The 19,590-nt window shown below is 41.3% G+C and carries 16 protein-coding genes and 2 pseudogenes; 11 read left to right on the top strand and 7 right to left on the bottom strand.

Going from position 1 to position 19,590, the window contains the following annotated elements:
- Window positions 1-777: 777 nt before the first annotated feature.
- A complete protein-coding gene (locus V7K35_RS16485; protein WP_335080320.1) occupies window positions 778-1,629 on the top strand; it encodes a hypothetical protein in 852 nt (283 codons plus the stop codon).
- Window positions 1,630-1,736: 107 nt separating this feature from the next.
- Window positions 1,737-1,916, top strand: a complete 180-nt coding sequence (locus tag V7K35_RS16480; protein WP_334796959.1) for a hypothetical protein — start codon at window positions 1,737-1,739, stop codon at window positions 1,914-1,916.
- A 387-nt stretch (window positions 1,917-2,303) separates the two neighbouring features.
- Here the strand turns inward: V7K35_RS16480 and V7K35_RS16475 are convergent, their stop codons facing one another.
- Complete coding sequence (locus tag V7K35_RS16475; protein ID WP_335080319.1) at window positions 2,304-5,834, bottom strand: NB-ARC domain-containing protein; 3,531 nt, start codon at window positions 5,832-5,834, stop codon at window positions 2,304-2,306.
- A gap of 575 nt (window positions 5,835-6,409) precedes the next feature.
- On the opposite strand from V7K35_RS16475, the gene V7K35_RS16470 reads away from it, so the two are divergent.
- Window positions 6,410-7,594: a low temperature requirement protein A gene (locus V7K35_RS16470; RefSeq protein ID WP_335080318.1), complete on the top strand. Its 1,185-nt coding sequence runs from the start codon at window positions 6,410-6,412 to the stop codon at window positions 7,592-7,594.
- Window positions 7,595-7,892: 298 nt separating this feature from the next.
- Here the strand turns inward: V7K35_RS16470 and V7K35_RS16465 are convergent, their stop codons facing one another.
- From V7K35_RS16465 to V7K35_RS16440, 6 genes and pseudogenes are all read right to left on the bottom strand, one after another.
- Window positions 7,893-8,279, bottom strand: a complete 387-nt coding sequence (locus V7K35_RS16465) for a hypothetical protein (RefSeq protein WP_335080317.1) — start codon at window positions 8,277-8,279, stop codon at window positions 7,893-7,895.
- Between the two features lie 127 nt (window positions 8,280-8,406).
- A complete protein-coding gene (locus tag V7K35_RS16460) occupies window positions 8,407-9,345 on the bottom strand; it encodes an SMP-30/gluconolactonase/LRE family protein (protein ID WP_335080316.1) in 939 nt (312 codons plus the stop codon).
- Between the two features lie 420 nt (window positions 9,346-9,765).
- Window positions 9,766-12,432 (bottom strand): MGH1-like glycoside hydrolase domain-containing protein, encoded by a 2,667-nt coding sequence (locus tag V7K35_RS16455; RefSeq protein WP_335080315.1) that lies wholly within the window; start codon window positions 12,430-12,432, stop codon window positions 9,766-9,768.
- A gap of 57 nt (window positions 12,433-12,489) precedes the next feature.
- Window positions 12,490-12,714: pseudogene (locus V7K35_RS16450) on the bottom strand (amylo-alpha-1,6-glucosidase); the annotation flags it as partial.
- Between the two features lie 172 nt (window positions 12,715-12,886).
- Window positions 12,887-13,660, bottom strand: coding sequence for a glucose 1-dehydrogenase (locus tag V7K35_RS16445; protein WP_334796965.1), 774 nt, complete (start codon window positions 13,658-13,660; stop codon window positions 12,887-12,889).
- Between the two features lie 153 nt (window positions 13,661-13,813).
- A complete protein-coding gene (locus V7K35_RS16440; protein WP_335080314.1) occupies window positions 13,814-14,623 on the bottom strand; it encodes an MIP/aquaporin family protein in 810 nt (269 codons plus the stop codon).
- Window positions 14,624-15,220: 597 nt separating this feature from the next.
- Here V7K35_RS16440 and V7K35_RS16435 point away from each other — a divergent pair.
- From V7K35_RS16435 to V7K35_RS29745, 8 genes and pseudogenes are all read left to right on the top strand, one after another.
- Window positions 15,221-15,712: pseudogene (locus V7K35_RS16435) on the top strand (ISL3 family transposase); the annotation flags it as partial.
- Between the two features lie 5 nt (window positions 15,713-15,717).
- Window positions 15,718-16,716 carry a phage tail sheath family protein gene (locus V7K35_RS16430; RefSeq protein WP_335080313.1) on the top strand — a complete coding sequence of 333 codons (999 nt, stop codon included), beginning with the start codon at window positions 15,718-15,720 and terminating at the stop codon, window positions 16,714-16,716.
- Between the two features lie 113 nt (window positions 16,717-16,829).
- Window positions 16,830-17,957, top strand: coding sequence for a phage tail sheath family protein (locus V7K35_RS16425; protein WP_335080312.1), 1,128 nt, complete (start codon window positions 16,830-16,832; stop codon window positions 17,955-17,957).
- Between the two features lie 12 nt (window positions 17,958-17,969).
- Window positions 17,970-18,407 carry a phage tail protein gene (locus V7K35_RS16420; protein ID WP_273770280.1) on the top strand — a complete coding sequence of 146 codons (438 nt, stop codon included), beginning with the start codon at window positions 17,970-17,972 and terminating at the stop codon, window positions 18,405-18,407.
- A complete protein-coding gene (locus V7K35_RS16415) occupies window positions 18,407-18,772 on the top strand; it encodes a phage tail assembly protein (protein ID WP_335080311.1) in 366 nt (121 codons plus the stop codon). Before V7K35_RS16420 ends, V7K35_RS16415 begins: the two co-directional genes overlap by 1 nt.
- Before the next feature lie 20 nt (window positions 18,773-18,792).
- Window positions 18,793-18,939: a DUF6760 family protein gene (locus tag V7K35_RS16410; protein ID WP_334726583.1), complete on the top strand. Its 147-nt coding sequence runs from the start codon at window positions 18,793-18,795 to the stop codon at window positions 18,937-18,939.
- Between the two features lie 23 nt (window positions 18,940-18,962).
- Window positions 18,963-19,178: a phage tail protein gene (locus V7K35_RS16405; protein WP_335080310.1), complete on the top strand. Its 216-nt coding sequence runs from the start codon at window positions 18,963-18,965 to the stop codon at window positions 19,176-19,178.
- Between the two features lie 25 nt (window positions 19,179-19,203).
- A complete protein-coding gene (locus tag V7K35_RS29745) occupies window positions 19,204-19,392 on the top strand; it encodes a phage tail protein (RefSeq protein ID WP_442939736.1) in 189 nt (62 codons plus the stop codon).
- Window positions 19,393-19,590: the final 198 nt, after the last annotated feature.

The following is a 19,590-nucleotide window of genomic DNA, read 5'->3' as shown; positions in this document are numbered from 1 at the left end:
TTCGCTACTACAATTACGAAGAATATCATTATATAATACAACACTTAGGGAGCGTTAGTAAACTTGATGAAGCTTAACAATGCCTGAAATTGTTTAGAGGTTTTGTAAGTATTGGAAATAGACCTTATTGGCAAAACCTGAAAAGCGATGTGCAACCTTTAGATATTGGCAAAATTTTATTGAGATTAATATCTTTTACTTGCCAGTAAAGGTTTGTAGTAACCGCAAAATTGCTTTTTGACTAAAAAGGTTAAAAAAGTCCTTTTCGACTCAAGTCTTTCTTTATGGTTTTTCTGACTTTTGACCTAAAGGCTTGAAGAAAAAACCAAAGTACTTTTTTAATAGCTTTAGGTAGGTAGCTAGGTAGGTATAATTAAACATAAAATAATATCCTAGTTCGTATTGAGCGATTCATCTCTCAAAACAAGGATTATCAGGACTAAATTTCCGACTACAAACTTTAATTTCTTTGCGCCTACTTACTTAGAAACTGAAACTTTAATTTACTGTTGGTGAATTATGTAGCAAAATTATGAAAAATAAATTAATTTTGAACTTGCATAATTCCCTAGCCAACCTCTGATATGTCTGTATGCTGTATTGCTTTAGCTTCTTTATTTGCGATGTAAGGTTAGTTTTGATTCTAAGGCAAACACATGTTGTCAAGAAAATATCGTCAATTTTAGTGATTTTGAGGTTGTTCTTAACAAGTTTCATCATTGCCACAAATGACTTTTTCTCATTCTGTTTGTCATAACTACAACCGAGGAAAAAACCATGCGTAACAAGTTTTTAATTAATACTAAATCAGCGGGTATTGTGCTTGATGAAGTAGTGGTGAAAACTGCCAACCGCAATAGGGTAGAGCAAGCCGATTCTGCGGGGAGTGACGATCGCACCGATTCAAATATGAATCATGCAGATAGGGTAGCTCAAACTCAAAAGCTTTTAGATCGAGCGATCGCATCTGCTTGGTACACAGTCAAGAGCGATCGCAGACCACCAGCCTTGACTCCCATCCGATGGATATGGCGGCTTGCAGGTCTTTACCATCTGTGCCACTCCACCCCCCAGTTAATGGAAGAAGCTGCTCAACATTTTGCTTCAGCAAATCGCCAAAGTTTGGCACAGTGGGCTTTAAAAAAAGCTAAAGAGGAAGCAGGTCACGATCAACTCGCTCTCCTTGATATTCAGTCGATGGGATATGAAGCTCAAGCAGTTGTGGAAGCACTTGTTCCTCCATCTGCAAAGGCTTTAGTGGATCACTTCACCCGAACTGTGCAAAACTCAGATCCCATTGATTGTGTAGGTTATTCCTATACGGCCGAACGCCTAGCAATATGCAGAGGATTAGAATACATTCAGAGGATAGAAATATTGCTACCATCAGGTAAAAATGCCACTCGCTGCCTACGCGTACACAGTGCTATTGGTACTGACGTAGAGCATGTAGAGGAGGCAGTTGAGATGATTGCAGAACTTACTCCGAATGAGCAGACCCGTGTGGCAAAAGCCTGTTACCAAGCCGCATTGTTGCGCTTTAGCCCACCGATAAAAGACTACATATCAGATGAGGAAATTCAAAATGTCTTGAAACCGTTCAAACTACTAGAACCTATAAACAACTAAAGGTGAGACTTGGTTATTAACTGTTCATGCAGTAACCCAACAACTAAGACTAACTCATCCGATACAGCCTCAACTATCCAATTCAGAACAACTACAAGGACATAACAATGAATACTATCGCAACTATCGCTATCGACGAACAATCTTTAAGCTCTGACTATTTTCCTACCAGCCTCTTTGAGAACAGCTTAGATGTCTTAAACGATCCCGACTTTGAGTTAGAGAACATTATGAACAAGGAATTTCCACAAGGATTGCCAAGCGATCTCGACAGTGCTGATTTTTAATTTTTCCCTCAACTTTTGACCTTACTTGTTCCCAGCTTGGAGGCTGGGAACAAGGCAACACAAGAAAACTAAGTAAGTCGCTATAAATAAACATAACCATGTAACAGAATGTAAAAACCACAAGACCTTTGCGATTGCAATTCTTGGAGACGCTCCGCGAACATTCCACTTCGTTACATTCGCAATGACATACATTGAAATTTTCACCCTGACTTACTTATATAATAGACATCTCCAGAAATTACAGCAGAATTCAAGTATTTGAACCACATCTGTCGTAGGGGCAATTCATGAATTGCCCCTACGACAGGTGTGGTCTATGGTCTATTTACCTAAAAATAGCTGTAAATATACGTCACCTGAAATCTTTGTAGAGACGCGAAGAAGTTATTTTTCACAAGCACCCAATGCTTTCAGCGTCGCAATCATTGCTGTCGTTAAGCCTGTAATCCCCCTGATGTTCATTCCCTGATAGAATTTTTCAGCTTTTAAGGTTTTTAAGCACTCACTTGTCGTCAAATCCCAAAGTCGAATTGTTTCATCAGCGCCACTGCTAGCTAAAGTTTGATTATCTGGGCTAAAGGTAACTGACCAGATCCAAGCTGAATGTCCACGCAGTGTTTTTTTGCATTCGCCTGTATTCACATCCCATAATTTTACTGTGTAATCGGGACTGCTACTGGCTAGAGTCTGACCATCGGGACTAAAAATAACTGCTTTAACGATACCATTTGCACAAACCTCGAAAGTTTTAAGACAGCTACCAGTCCTAATATTCCACAACCGGATTTTTCCATCGTAACCGGCACTGGCTAATAGTTGACCATCTGGACTAAAAGCAATTGACCAAACCCAATTCTTATGACCCTCTAATGTTTCTTTGCACTCACCAGTACTAATATCCCACAGCTTGACTGTCTGATCCCAAGCGCCACTTGCTAAGATTCTTCCTTGAGGACTGAAAGCGACTGATTGAACTACAGCACAATGTCCCTGGAAAGTTTGCAAAGCTTGACCCGTATTGACATTCCACAATCTCACTGTTTGATCGCCACTACCACTTGCTAGTATTTGACCATCTGGACTAAAAGCAACTGACCAGACTAGAGCATGATGTCCTTGAAAAGTTTGCAAGACTTGACCTGTATTGACATTCCACAGCTTCACTGTTCGATCGTCGCTACCACTTGCCACTATTTGTCCATTTGGACTAAAGGCAACCGCTCGAACTGCGGCATGATGGCTCTGGAGAGTTTTGAGACATTCACCTGTATTAACATTCCACAACCTCACCATGCAGTCATGGCTACCACTTGCTAATATCTGACCATCGGAATTATAATCAACTGACCAGATCTGACTGGTATATCCGCTAAGGGTTTTGAGACATTGACCATTAGTGACATTCCATATCTTCACTGTTTGGTCATCACCGCCACTGGCAAGAAGATCCCCTTGCTGGTTAAAAGCGACGGATAATACCCAACCAGAATGACCCTGAAGAGTTTTAAGACATTCACCTGTGCTAACACTCCATACCTTCACTGTTTGATCGTGACTGCCTGTAGCGATAACATTACCTTGAGGACTAAAAGCAACTGACCAGATCGCACTATCATGCCCCTGAAGAGTTGCGATACATTCACTAGTGTTCAAGCACCACAACTTCACTGTTTGGTCATCACTGCTACTCGCTATTGTCTGACCATCAGAACTGATACTGATTGACCGGATGCCATCACGATGACCCTGGAAAATTTTCAGGCATTCACCAGTGCTGACATCCCACAATCTAATAGTATCGTCATCACTGCCGCTCAGTAACATTTGACCATTCGGATGGAAAATCACACAGATTACCCAACTTGTATGCCCTTGAAAAATTCTCAGGCATTTACCGGTGCTAACATTCCATAGCCTCACCAGATGGTCATTACTGCCACTTATTAGGGTGTTTCCATCGGGACTAAAAGCAACCGACCAAACCTCAGTATTATTATGTTCCCGAAAGGTTTGGATGCCTTGACCTGTACTGGTATTCCACAGTTTTACAGTAGAGTCAGCACTTCCGCTTGCAAGAGTTCTACCATCTGGACTAAAAGCAAGTGATACAACCCAGTTCGTATGTCCCTTACAAGTAAAAATTTGTTTCCAATCTGAGACTTGGTATAAGCGAATCTCACTATTGGTATCACCTAAAGCCAAAAGTTTTCCATCAGGGCTAAAAGCTACTGAGAAAACACCGCCAAAGGTTTCAGCAAAGACAGACCGATCAAAATCAGCGTTTTGAAAATTTACATCGCGCAATTTCATACACCGCAGGTCTACTTGCCAAAGAGTTTGAGAAGAAAAATCATAGTTGCTGAGGTCAGTCCCCAGATGACAAAGCAGATTCAGGATATTTCCAGCTGTATAACTTTGTTCTAGAGGTGATGTTTCTCGGAGATTTACCAAGATTTTGGTTAGCTGATTTTCTAGGTTTTTTTTGCTTCTAAAAATACCAAGTAATCCATCTATAACTGGTTGGACAATCAGCCGAATTTGAATATCCCTGACGTAGTCTTTCGCCATTGCCTTCATTAAAGCATGACACCTGAATAAATCTATATTCTCAGTGGCAATTTCTTGACAAACTCGATCTATCAACTTCTGAGTTACATACTCTATCACTACAGGTTGGAGTGTGAATAGTGCTTCACTTTTTTCGATTAGCGATCGCCTCACCAGAGACTCTAAAGACTCTAATACTTTTTGTGGTGGGATTGGTGATACAATATCATTGCGGATTTCTGATAGTGAAACTGGCTCGCGATTGATGGCTAGCCAGTACATTGCATCCTTTTCTAAATTTGATAAGCGTAAGAACTGCTGCTCTAAAAGCTCATGAATATCACCAAAAACAGTTGTCTCTTGTTGTAAAAACTTAGATATGTCACCACAAAATACATCTTGAATAGTAGTAGCAACGACCTTCAAAGCTAAGGCGTTACCTGCATAACGCTTTACCAGTCTGCTAGATTCTGACTCGGAAGCTAAGACTCCTTTGACTTTCAAAATTTCCTGTCCATCGGGCGCGTGTAAACCACCAAGAATAAACGAACGGACACATAGTGTTTCTCCTTCTAAGGATGCCACTTCTTGAGGTTTTTCCCGACCTGTGAGCAGCAAGCAGCTTTGATGAGTTACTTCCCCGACTCGTTTGAGCAAATCCCCGTATCCCTGATATCCTTCTCGGTAAAGTCCGGCTCGACTACCACTTTGCAGAATTGACTCGATATTATCTAGTATCAATAGACATCGATGCTGCCGTAGATAATCAATAAGTCTGGATATTCTTTCGCCTACGCTTTCTGGTAAAGAAACTTCTGTTTCTTGCTCGTCGGATAAGAACTGGATCAGGCTAGCTAAAATATTTTTGATGGGCGGGGCTTCTCGCAGCGATCGCCATATGATATACTCAAAATTATCTTTAATGCGCTCTGTCAGCTTTATAACCAGAGCCGATTTACCAATTCCTCCCATTCCCAAAACAGCCACTAACTTACACCGATCTTCAAGGAGCAATTGTTCTAATGTGGACGTTTCTTCTGCCCGCCCATAAAATACTGATACATTAGTCGCTTCTCCCCAATCTTGACGCTGAGATTGGTCAGAATTGGTATAACAATCCTTATCCAGCTGGATATTAAAAGCTTGGAAGAAAAGTTCAATTGTTCGTTTATCAACTCCGTCTTCACGAGACAGCACCTTAGAAATTGTTGCTGTGTTGATGCCAATGCGCTCACTTAAATCTTCAAAGGTATATCTGTTGCCATAGTTTTCGTTTAATTCGGCAGTAAGTCTAGCAGACTGAAGTTTTTGTAATCCTTCTGGAGTAAGAATAAGACCACGTTTACGCTTCTGCTTTGAAAGTTTCATAAAACCTATTACCTTTGTAGCTATAAAACATAACTGGCTTGGCTTTGTGATTTATGCATCTTGAAGAAAACTATTTTGGAATTATAAATTTGTTACTTATTCTCTCCTCTAGCTAAGGATATTTAACATAAGAGCAGCAAACACACGCAAGTAAGAATATATCACAAAAAGTCCTTAAAGCCTTAAAGACTTAAAATTTAGAGAATGTTAAATAAATCTTATTTCATACTTAACTTAGCGATCGCAAGTCGTGGCTACACAGACTAGATACATAGCGGTTTCTCGGATATAAAGACACTCTGTGCTAATTTTAAAACCTTAATTTTTTGTTAGTTCATGCAGGTAAACTAGGTTTATAAAGTAGCAAATTATATGCGCCAAATAATTTAGTTGCTAAAGAATAAACATCAGAGATGATAGTAAGGATAAGGATGAGTAATTGTACAGAAATTAACACTAAACCGGAAATATTGATTAGATTTTGGCAGAAAAATCATCTTTCCATAGCTCGACATCGTCTCTAGCCTCTAGCCTCCTTTATATTTAATCCACGTTACTTAGCAATAATTACGGATATGACGACTAATTTTCTCCAACCGCCAAGGTTACGCGTTGGTCAAGACATGGAAGAAGAGCGGCGCGCCACTTGGCTAGAACTTTTTTACGATTTGGTATTTGTGGTTGCTATTTCTCAAATGGCTCACAACCTCAAAGAAGATATATCGCTATCTGGCTACTTTAACTTTGTAGTTTTATTTATACCTATTTGGTTCTCATGGATTGGTACCACACTGTATGCCAACCGCTTTGATAGCGATGATATTGGACATCGGTTACTGATTGGTTTGCAAATGCTGACAGCAGCAGCAATGGCGATCAACATCCACCACGGTTTAGGTGAGAGTTCGCCTGGTTTTGCCCTTTCCTATGCTCTTGGTAGGGCTGTGCTGGTTATAGAATACGTCCGGGCTGGAATACATATTCCTTCAGCCCGTCCTTTGACGAGTCGCTACGCTATTGGTTTTGCGATCGCAGCCTTTTGTTGGTTGGTTTCGGCATTTGTACCTATTCCTTGGCGGTTCGCACTCTGGACATTAGGAATCATTATTGACTTTGTTACACCATTAACAGGATCTAAATTCCAGATTGGGTTACTTCCCCACGCCTCCCACTTACCAGAACGTTTCGGACTGTTTACCATCATTGTCTTAGGCGAAGCAATTACGGCCGTGGTAAATGGTGTTTCTCAGCAGAAATGGGAAACTTTAACCGTGATTGCTGCCGTGTTTGGTCTACTTATCGCTTTTAGTTGGTGGTGGGTCTATTTTGACAACCTGGGTGGTGCGCCTATTGAGATAGCGCGCACACATGGAAGAATTGGTGTCGTCAATATCTGGCTCTACACCCATTTACCGTTAATGATTGGGATTGCTGCTGCTGGAGTTGGTGTAGAAACAATCTTGTTGAGCCAGCCAACCGAAGTACTATCCGATTCACAGCGATGGCTGATCTGTGGTTCAGTAGGATTATGCTCTTTGGGAATCAGTATTCTTCATAGATATGGAGTGATCCGCTATTGTAAAATCCGTTCCCGGTATCGACTTTGGGGTGCAGTTGTGCTGCTAGCGATCGCTATCTTAGGCAAAGGTTTGTTACCTGTTGTAGTCATTACGCTTGTAGCTGTAGTTTCTGTTTTCCAAGTCATTCAGGACTTGTATCAGAGTCGTCCTACTACCCGCTTGGTAAATCCAGAAATTTAAGGTCATTACCAGCTAGGAATTTCACTATAAATCCCCTCTCTACAAGACGCTACACGAACGCTTGAACTAATAGACATCTGGTGAAAAAGAATGTAGAGACGCGATATATCGCGTCTCTACAAGGGTTCTGCATAAAGGATATTTAATTTATGGAGATGTCTAATGGTCGTTAATCGCTGCTTCAGTAATTTTTTCCAACCCGCAATCAGTGTGACATATTAATGTTATGCAAAAAAGAGAGGAAATAATTAGCAATTCCAATTTTCCAACGATCTTTTTTCTTCATAGTGTGGAATAATTAATATGGATATTCTATATCTACCCATTGCTTAATGAGTAGATATAAAATAGAACGGATAGTGACTCGTTTCTGAGTGCAAATCAATTTAAATTCATGCTTTAAGGGTTTTGGGACATACGCTTTAACATCTTCAGTCTCTTCGTTTAAGCAATCTAGAGATAATTTGGTAAGAGGTGCATCTGCTTGTATCCATTCTCTAATTAAATTATCCAATACTTCACTCATTTCCAGGTGTTTTTTTACACAAATAACTTTAAATTGAAGCTTTAAAGCTTTTGGTATAGCTCCCTTGATAACTACAATTTCCTCACTATCTTTTTGGAATACAAGTTCATAAACTACACTAATATTGTTGTTGAAACATTTGGACTTGTTATCAAGCATTGGTTTACAGCGCTTCCTAATTACATGAGGTACATCACAGTTCCATCCTCGCTTGCGGGTAGGGGTTGGTAACTTGAATACCTCACTAAAGCGAGAACTGCTATATCAAAACTGAAGGTAATACAAGCTAATTGGGGCGAATGTCCAACCCACGCACGCCCAAGTCTAGACGGAAGATTCCTCCTTGACCTTCTTCCGTTTCCACGCCACCAGTGACGAACAGATGCTTCATATCTGAACCGCCAAAAGCACAATTGCTGGTAGTCAGGTTGCCGCTGGAATATCGACGGAGCAGTTGTCCCTTAGTATTGAGTACTTGTACTTGACCCATGCCATAGTGAGCCACGTATAGATTTCCCTGTGCGTCTATGCTCATTCCGTCAGGCTTATTGTCGATTTGTTTTCCCTGTTTGAGAGGGAGTTCAGCAAACACTTTCTGAGATTCTACCTTTCCTGGCGATCGCACATCATACTCTAAAATCCGATTTTTATTGCTCTCGGCCACAAAGAGATGCTTGCGATCTGGGGTAAGGACGATCCCGTTGGCAAAGGCTAATCCGTTAACAACCTGGCTGATTTTCTCTGTTGGAGACACGTAGTAAACTGCACCATTGGGGGTCTGAGAATTTGAGTTGCCGGAGTCAGTAAAGTAAAATCCTCCTTGCTGATCAATGGTGATGTCGTTGGGATACTGTAGAGTTTTGCCATTAAATTTTTTTGCAACCACTTTTATAATCTGACCATTGGCATCTAGTTTCACAACCGAGTTTTTGGCTGCGACAATATGAATACCTTGAGACATAATCTTGTGTCCATTAGCGCCTTCAACTTTAGCCCAAAGTCGAGGAGTGCCATTAGGAGGTAAAATGGTGATGGTTCCGGCTTTGGTTTGAGAGAAGTAGAGGTTGCCTTCACCGTCTACAACAACTCCTTCAGAGTATTTTTGGCTTCTCAAAACCTCTATTGGCTTAATAATATCTGCTGGTGGCAGTGTTGTATTAGACAAGTTAGCTGCACCAGACACATCTGCGATCGCGCTTGCTGTATGGGACAAGTTAGATGACATGTCCAATTTAGTAGAACTACAAGAGGTCAGCAGTAGTAGTTTTCCACAGATGAATACGAACGAAGTGATTTTTCTTATGCTTATGAAGTATTTATGTGTGCTGGAATGTTCCATAATTAAGTAGTCTTAATCAATACCTTTACCAAAATAAGAGCCTACAAAAATTTTGGCAAAAACGGCAAAATAATTCATAAATAAGGGTTTAGCTTACAGGGTAGCTTGGAAGCTAAAACCCCTGATACTGCGGTCAATACGTTAAAAAACGCTTAAGGGAAACCTTGAAGGAATTTTTAGGACTTATTGTTTTTGTCAAACCCTGGAGAACAGGACGTTAATACATCAACTCAGCCTCGGAAATTGGCGAAGGTATTGACATACAATACCTATTTTTTTTTAGGCTTGGTATATACAAAAAACTTTTCAGATATCGTCTGATAACGCCTGTTCTGAACATTCCTGAATTAATTTTGCGATTAAACCTGTCCATCCAGTTTGATGACTAGCACCAATACCAGCGCCGTTATCTCCGTGAAAGTATTCATTGAACAGAATCAGATTGCGCCAATTTGGATCTGTTTGGAATTTTTCTGTTCCGCCATAAAAGGGTCGCTGACCAGAAGCATCAGTCAGAAAAATTTCGATCAGTCTTTCACCTAATGCAATTGATACCTCCTTGAGGGTCATCATTTGACCTGAACCAGTGGGACATTCAACTTTGAAATCGTCGCCGAAGTAGCTATAGAACTTTTCCAGCGATTCTAGGAGGAGATAATTAATCGGAAACCAAATTGGCCCGCGCCAGTTAGAATTACCGCCAAACATTCCGGTGGTAGACTCAGCAGGTTCGTAATCGACTCGATGTTCTTGTCCATCAACTTTTAAAACGTAAGGATGGGATGCATGAACTTTAGAAACAGAGCGAATACCATAAGGACTAAAAAATTCGGTTGCATCTAACATCTTTTCTAAGATACGACGGAGTTTATCTGGATAAACGATCGCTAAAAGTCGCTTTTCACCCATACCTTGTGTGTGCATGCAAGCGATATTTCTAGTCAAATCGTGACGATTTTGCAAAAACCATTGCGTGCGTTGGTGAAAGCCTGGAAGTTGATCTAAGGTTTTTGATTCTAAAATGCTTACGGCACATAATGGGATTAACCCCACGAGCGATCGCACTTTCATCGGGAATTGATGGCCATTTGGTGAATGTAGGGCATCGTAGTAAAAACCATCGTCTTCATCCCATAATGCTATTTCGGCATCGCCTACGCCGTTCATCGCATCAGCTATATATAAAAAATGCTCGAAAAACTTGCTGGCAATGTCTTCGTAGGTAGAATTATCTTTTGCTAACTCTAAGGCGATGGTCAGCATATTTAAACAATACATCGCCATCCAACTTGTGCCATCTGCTTGTTGTAAATATCCCCCCGTTGGTAGTTGAACGCTACGGTCGAAAACACCAATATTATCCATACCCAAAAAGCCACCCTGAAAGATATTTCTACCTTCTAAATCTTTCCGATTAACCCACCAAGTAAAGTTTAGTAATAATTTCTGAAAAACACTTTCCAGAAATTTTTTATCTGCACGACCATAGATTTTTTGCTCAATCTGATAAACTTGCCATGCAGCCCAAGCGTGTACAGGCGGATTGACATCACCAAAAGCCCATTCATAAGCGGGTAGCTGACCGTTGGGATGCATATACCACTCCCGTGTCAAGCGACTCAGTTGCAGCTTGGCAAATTCGGGGTCAATCATTGAGAGAGGAATTACATGAAAAGCTAAATCCCAAGCCGCAAACCAAGGATATTCCCATTTGTCGGGCATGGAAATTATATCGTCGTTAAATACATGAAACCATTCATGGTTTCTACCACTAAGTCGGGATGCTGGCGGCATTGGGCTAGCCGGATCGCCTTTTAGCCATTCTTGAATTACATAATAGTAAAATTGTTTGCTCCATAACATCCCAGCAAATGCCTGTCGCTGCACATTTCGCTTATCTTCTGACATTGGCAACGGGCAAATTCGTTGATAAAATTCATCTGCTTCGCGCTGGCGTTGTTGCCAAACTGTATCAAATTCAGCCCCGAATGGTGCAGTTAAATCTTGCGCGTTACTTAATCGCAATCGGATTTTTTTGGTTTCACCTGCACCAATGTTTAATTCATAACAAGCAGCAAACTTAGTACCAATGCGATTTGGATTGACATCTGTTTTTTGCCCATTTACCAGATAATTGTTAATTCCATCTTTAACGTATGGGGAAGCATTATTAACTCCAAACAATCTTTGATTATTAGTGTCGTTTTCGGTAAATAGTAGTTCTGGAGTTTCATTACAGTACAACCATCGGGTTTCTAAGGAGGGGTGATAAGCTTCGATGGTGCTGAGTTGAGAGTTAGATTGGCTAATTTTCAACCACGGTTTTTCTTCTTGACTATCAGTCCAAGACCAAGTGTTGCGGAACCAGAGTGTTGGTAATAAATGCAGCGTTTTTGCTTCTGGGCCTCGGTTAATTACACTAATTTCAATTAAAATATCCTCGGGTGAAGCCTTAGCGTATTCAACGAATACATCAAAATAGCGGTCTTGGTCAAATATACCTGTGTTGATTAATTCAAACTCTGGACTTTGGCGATCTCTGCGGCGATTTTCTTCTACTAGTTGGTTATATGGGAAAGCTGCTTGGGGATATTTATAAAGATATTTCATGTAGGAATGAGTCGGGGTGTTATCCAGGTAGAAGTAGTATTCTTTAACATCTTCTCCGTGATTTCCCTGCTTTCCGGTCAGACCGAAAAGCCTTTCTTTGAGAATAGCATCCTCACCATTCCAGAGAGCGATCGCAAAACATAGTCGCTGATGATTGTCGGATATTCCCGCAATCCCATCTTCTCCCCAGCGATAGGCGCGAGAGCGAGCATGGTCGTGGGGAAAGAATTCCCAGGCAGTACTATCAGGGCTATAGTCTTCGCGCACTGTTCCCCACTGGCGTTCACTCAGATAGGAACCCCATCGTTTCCAGTAGGCTGTGCGATCACGGTCTGCTGCTAATCTTACTTCTTCTTGAGTCATAGCGATTTGGGATTAAATTAGGACTTACGGACTATACAAATTAGTCAGAGTATGCATTTAGGATGTTGCTATCCAAGCTTGAGCAATACAACCGCGTGGGGTGAATGGTTCATCGCCATTAAAAATTTCACTGAGGCTACCAACCCCGTGAGCGCATAGATGATTAGCCATTGGCTCAAGGAAACTCCGAGCTTGGGCTGGATAATTGAAAACACGCAAATGGGCTAAAACAAATGGCCCAATCAGCCAGCCCCAAACTGTTCCTTGATGATAAGCACCATCCCAATCACCAACCTTGGCATCCATACAAGTGAGTTGTACACCACACCTTGTCCGGTATTGTTGCACAAAGTACTGTTTCGTCTTTTGACTGTTGCTGTAGTACTTTTGTCGTGGATCTCGCAAATTGGAAACACTGGTTTATTATTTGAATGGTAGAGCCAACACAATCTATCTACTGTTCGTGATAATTTCGGCTTAATCCTCCATCTACATAGAAAGTTGCGCCTGTGATGTAGTCGGCATCTGATGAAGCTAAAAAGGCAACTATGGGGGCAATATCTGTCGTTTTGCCTAAACGACCCAAGGGAATATTTTTCAATAGCGCTCCCAATTTTTCTGGGTCATTTAATAGTTTAGTATTGATTGGTGTCTCGATCGCTCCTGGGGCAACATTGTTAATTGTAATTCCCAGAGGGCCAAACTCAACTGCAAGGTTACGCATCATCATTTTTACACCACCCTTGCTGGCACAATAGTGAGTGAAGTGGGGGAATGCTATTTCCTCATGGGTAGAGCTAATATTGATGATTTTACCAGTTCGCTTGGTTTCGATTAGGTGCTGGGCGATCGCTTGAGTTGCGAAAAATGTACCTTTGAGGTTTAGATTCATCACGGCATCATAGTCGGCTTCGGTGAGGTTCCAGAAGTCAGCATTTCTACCGTCGATTCCAGCATTATTTACCAGAATGTCTAGCTTTCCAAAGTGTTGAATACCTTGGTCTATTAAATGGCGAATGTCGCTGATTATACTTAAATCAGCTTTAACAGTTAAGCCTTTGCATCCCACAGCTTCCACTTTCGACAAAGTTTCTTGAGCGCCTTCGGGATGAGAACGGTAGTCTATCACAACATCTGCACCTTCCTCAGCAAGACGTACAGCGATCGCTTGACCTATTCCTCCACTGCTACCAGTGACTAAAGCTATTTTACCTTCTAGTTTCTTCATTGATTTTATCCTTCTAGAGTATTTTGATATTTTTTGAATTTGATAAATGGCTCTCAATTAAACGCACATTGTTTTCTGACACTGATCTATCTATTAGATTAAAAAAGGACTCAAGGAAATTTTTAGGTTTAGGTAGATGCTAAAATAGTCAATCTATTGATGTTTTTGAATATGTGATACTTTCACATTTTTAAAAATACAACGATAGTTGGGAACATGAAAAAGTTTGCCTGTCAAAACTTCGCGTTCACCCATAGCTAGAAGTTGAAAAACTTTGACAGCAATTAATGCTCCTAATGGGGACGCAATACAATAAATCCACTGGTATTGCCAAGACCATGCTAAGAAAGCAGGGCTAATACTGCGTGCTGTATTCATACTAGTACCCGAAATTGGCGCTCCCAACCATACCATAGTTGCTACTAAAAGCCACACCATTAAAGGTGTCCAGCGCAATAGGTGATGATGACTTAAGAAGATAAAGATAGATAATACTAGCAGAAAGGTCATAAAAACCTCAGCCAGAAATACATACCATAAAGGATAACCTATTCCAGGTAAAGTAATACAATAATTGACGCCAATAAAATAATTTTTCCACAAAGCTAAGGCTAAACATGTGCCAATAATTGCGCCAATAAATTGACTAATAATATATCCAATTAAGTCACGTTTATGCATTTTGCCTTGCACCCAAAATGCCAATGATAAGCAGGGATTGAGGTGCGAACCACTCAGCTTTCCCAAAGGTGAAATACTATAAATTGCGCCACTGCCAGCGAAAATTAGACCATTAATTAATAAACGAGGACTCACAGCAGGGATAAGATGCTCCATCGGCAAGCCTTTGCCAAAATTGAAGGTGATTATACTGAATCCAACCAATAGATTGAAAGCAGTTCCCAGCAATTCTGCACCATATTCAGGCCAGTTTAGGGTTTTCCAATTGGTGAAAGTATTCATGCAAGGACAATAGTTTTTACATCTATAAGTAGTAATGCAAAATTAAATATACATTTGTCATTGTGAATGGAGCAAAGCGGAATGAAGCAATCGCAAGGTCTTGGGATTGCTTCGCTACATTTCATTCCGCTCGCAATGACATAAATATTTTTGCATACGCACTTAGCAATCAAATTTGAATAATGTGAGTCAGAATCAAAATGCTTTCTATCAGATGCTGTGCGATGTCTACGACGGGCTACGCCTACGCACTTTTTTTGCCTCCTCATTGTAGTATGTGGCATTAAATAAGAGAAATTGTATGTTTCATATTATTTTGCTTCTGACCCATCTTTACCAGCTACGATCTACACGTTATGAATGAACTTAAGTTAAAAGGGCGGTTAGAAACTTCGACTACACAGGCAAAACCCACCTCCGTAGGTTTCAGGGTTTCAGGACGAATGGCACTAGGCATCACCGTGCCAAAACGGGAAAATTGTACGCTAAGGCTGAAACCCATATCACAAAAGCATTTCAGCGATACTTGTTTTCCTTGACCCGCAAAGGACGCAACTTGTCAAAACTCGTAGCCTGTTTCAAATTCCAGACATAATCGTTACAACGGAAGAGATAGAACGGATGTTAAAAGATGCATCTGAGGAATTACCCAATTTAAAACCTTTAAATTTAAAAAGACTTGGGCTTGATGAGATAGCTCTGATTAAACGAAAGGGTAATTACTGTGCGGTACTAGTAAATTTAGATACATCTAAACTAATTGCGATTTTAAGCGATGTCTACGACGGGCTACGCCTACGCAGACAAGAAATCATCAAACAAACCCTTTTAGGATGGGAACTTGAGCTATTAGAGCAAATAAAAGAAGTAAGTATAGATTTGTGGCGTGGGTATAAAAGCTTAATAGAAGAATTAATGCCGAATGCTCAGGTAGTAGCAGATAGATTTCATGTAATGACACAGATAAATAAAGAATTAGATGCACGAAGAAAAACCGAAAAACGAAATATAGAAAATTTAATTAAAACAACAAAATTAGCAGCACAAAAAACTGAATACGAAGAAATATTATTAGGATTGAAAAATAGTCACAATTGATTACTAGTTGGGAAAGGTTCAAGACGGGGTTTGGCGACTTTCAAGAAGGTAATGCAACCTTAGCTCATGCTCTATTCGGCTTTTTCAACAATGGTGGCACCCGTTGTTGGGTAACTCGCATCGCTGATGAAATCAATCCTGAAAATGTCAGAGTAGCCTTAGAAACTCTCAAGCCTATTGATGAAATTGCCATAGTTGTCGTACCTGGTGCGGTTAGTGATGAAGTCCAGAATGCTATTTTGGATCATTGCGAAGACACATATTTGCAAGACCGCTTTGCAATTTTAGATGGTCGGCATGAAGAAGTTACTAATTTTAATCTCACTAAAGAGGCTATTCAAGGAGGAACTAGAGATAGTAGCTATGGTGCTATCTATTTTCCCTGGATCGAGGTTTTCGACCCGATCACTGACAAGAATATTTATGTCCCTCCCAGTGGTTACATTGCTGGAGTCTATTCCCGTGTGGACACCGAGCGCGGAGTACATAAAGCACCAGCTAACGAGGTAATTCGCGGTGCCGAAGGAGTTGAAATTGATGTCACCAAGGCAGATCAGGCAGGGCTAAATCCAGATGGGATCAATGTGATTCGCAAATTCAGCGGCAACAATATCCTAATTTGGGGTGCCCGGACTCTCGCAAGCAAAGAAGACCCAGAGTGGCAGTACATCAACGTTCGCCGTTTGTTTCTTTACCTGCGTGAATCCATTGACGAAGGTACTCAGTGGGCAGTCTTTGAGCCTAACGATTTTAAACTGTGGGCTAAAATCCGACGCAATGTTTCAGCCTTTCTGACTAATGTTTGGCATGATGGAGCTTTATTTGGCAAGACTCCACAAGAAGCTTTCTATGTCAAGTGTGACGAAGAAACTAATCCGCCGGAAGTTAGAGATTTAGGTCAGGTTGTGACAGAAATTGGTGTGGCAGTTGTCAAACCAGCCGAGTTTGTCATCTTCCGGATCAGTCAGTGGGCTGGCCCAAAAGCTAATGGCTAATAAGGGACTGACAAATAAAAAGCAGCGCTTGAGCAGGCGATGCCGTTCGCGAAGCGTCTCGTAGAGAAGGCACACTATGCGATCGCAACCCCACATCAGATGGCAAGGTAACTATGTACAAAGCCCCAGGTGTCTATAAATATATTTTATCAGAGCCGAAGGTTAGATTACCTACAGGTGTACCAGCGTTTTTGGGACTCTGTGAAAATACTGAAATTGCCGTTAATCAGCCTCAGCCTTTAACGCATTGGTCTGAGTTCGAGCAGTTATTTGAGAAACCTTTGCCCAATAGTTATTTGGCTTATGTCGTGCGGGGATTTTTCCAAAATGGGGGTAGCTTGTGTTATCTGGTGCGGCTCAAAGACGCTGATTTAAATGCACTCTCTGAGGGACTAGCTGCCCTGGAAACTCTCAAGACCATTGATTTGGTATGTGCGCCGGATATTATGGTTGAGCCTCCGGAAAAAATTGACCCTAATCGGGTACGGGTTATGCAGTCAGCCATTTTGAGTCATTGTAGTCGTTTAGGCGATCGCTTTGCGATTCTGGACTCCCTACCGAGAGCGAACCTCGAACAAGTTCAGGCACAACGGCAAAGATTAACTGGAGACTACGGTGCTTTGTACTACCCTTGGATTCGCATCGCCGACGGTCCCCAAGAGAGCGGTTGTTTTGTTCCGCCTTGCGGCCATATCGCTGGTGTGTATGCCCGTAGTGATGAGCGCATTGGCGTTCACAAGGCACCTGCAAACGAAATTTTAGCAGGTGTACTCGACCTAGAAATTACCTTGACCAATACCCAGCAGGATAAACTCAATCCCCAAAATATCAACTGTCTGCGGGCATTTCCTGGACGCGGCATTCGAGTTTGGGGAGCCAGGACACTGAGTTCAAAGCAGAAGTGGGTCTACGTCAACGTGCGTAGACTGTTCGTGACAGTCGAGCGATGGTTAGAGATGAATATGGCAGATGTGGTATTTGAACCCAACGATACCAGGTTATGGGCAAATATAGAGCGGGAATTGACCGCTTATTTCTATGACTTGTTTCAAAAGGGGGTGCTGAAGGGTGGTTCACCTACAGAAGCTTTTTACGTCAAGTGCGACGAAGAAACTAACCCCCCAGAAAGTAGAGATTTAGGAAACGTGGCAATTGAAATTGCTTTAGCTCCAGCCGTTCCGGGTGAATTCATCATTGTTCGGATTATCCAAAGTGCTAACGGCATCACTATCACAGATTAAGGAAGTTTGATTATGGCAACTGGTGTTCGCAAAGATCCATTGAAGGGATATAACTTTTTAGTTGAAATTGATGGTATTACTCGTGCTGGTTTTCGCGAATGTTCCGGGTTGGATTCTGCCCAAGATCCAATCGAATATCGTGAAGGTAACGAGAAATTTCTCACAGTCCGCAAGTTGACTGGTTTGGTAAAGTATTCAAATATTTCCCTAAAATATGGGATTACTGATGACCAAGAACTCTGGCAATGGCGAACTAAAGCTGTAGAGGGCACTGTAGAGCGCAAAAACGGGTCGATTGTTCTTTTAGATGATGTCGGAGAAGAAAAGATGCGCTGGAATTTTCGGGAAGCTTGGCCCACTAAATGGACTGGTGCTAGCTTCAATGCTACAGCGAACGAAGTCGCAATTGAAACTTTAGAAATTGCTCACGAGGGAGTAGCTAAAGGCTAATGCTACAAACAGAGTTTGCTTTTTCTCTGCCTCGTGGCTATGTAGACTCGGATGGCAATCTCCACCGAGATGGGGTGATGCGTTTAGCAACTGCCTTAGACGAGATTGCACCAACGAAAGATCCCCGCGTGCAGAGCAACCCTAATTATTTAGTTATCATCCTTTTATCTAGGGTGATTACCCGTTTGGGTTCGGTGGAGCAAATCAATCCGAAAATTGTTGAAGGGATTTTTGCGACTGATATGGCTTTTCTGCAAGACTTCTACCGTCGGATTAACGAAGATGGCACAGGAAATATTAAGACAGTCTGCCCGAAGTGCGGACATGAGTATGAAGTGGAGGACAACAACCTGGGGGAAGTATAGTTGGCTACCCCTTAGACAAGTTGTATGAAGAGGTAGCTTTTATTGCATATCATTTTCCGTGGTCTTATGACGACATCATGCAAATGGAACATCGCGATCGCCAAATTTGGTGTGAGGAAATATCCAAGATAAATCGTAAGTTAAATAGTAATGTAAACAATCAATAAAGTTTGTAGTCAAGGGAAAATTCATGGTTGTAGGACAAACAATAAACCCGTATGCAGCCTTTAACTTTTTGGTTGAAATTCAGGGTCTAGTAATCGGAGGCTTTTCTGAAGTCTCTGGTTTGCAAGCAGAAACAGAAGACTATCACGAAGGCGGTGTGAATAATTTTGTACATCGGCTACCAAAGGGGACAAAATTTCCGAATTTAGTCCTCAAACGCGGCATCACCGTACTCATTTGAGCTTTGGACGTGGCATCAAAATGTCATTGCTGGACAATTTCAGCGACAAAACGGTTCTGTCGTTCTCTTGGACAATACCTGCACTGAAAGGTGGCGTTGGAATTTCTCTAATGCCTATCCAGTTAAATGGGCTGGCCCTGATTTGAAAGCTGACGTCAACACTGTTGCTTTAGAGACTTTAGAACTTGCTCACAACGGTTTATGGAAAACTTGAATTAATTTATTATGAGATGCGCTCAACCATTTATTCCAATCGCAAGGGGGAGATTAGCAAAGCCAATTTTAAAATTTCGCGGCTTCCCTCTGGTTAACAATGATGGTTCTTCAGTACTTGTTATGCCAAACTAATAATAAAAATGCCAATTTAATAAGCATCTTACTCTAAAATTATTAAAGTTTCTAAACCCATAAG

This window comes from Nostoc sp., assembly GCF_036917275.1.
In the GTDB taxonomy this organism is placed as follows: domain Bacteria; phylum Cyanobacteriota; class Cyanobacteriia; order Cyanobacteriales; family Nostocaceae; genus Nostoc.
Note: the sequence above shows the minus strand (reverse complement) of the source record. Positions and strands in the feature narration are given on the sequence as shown.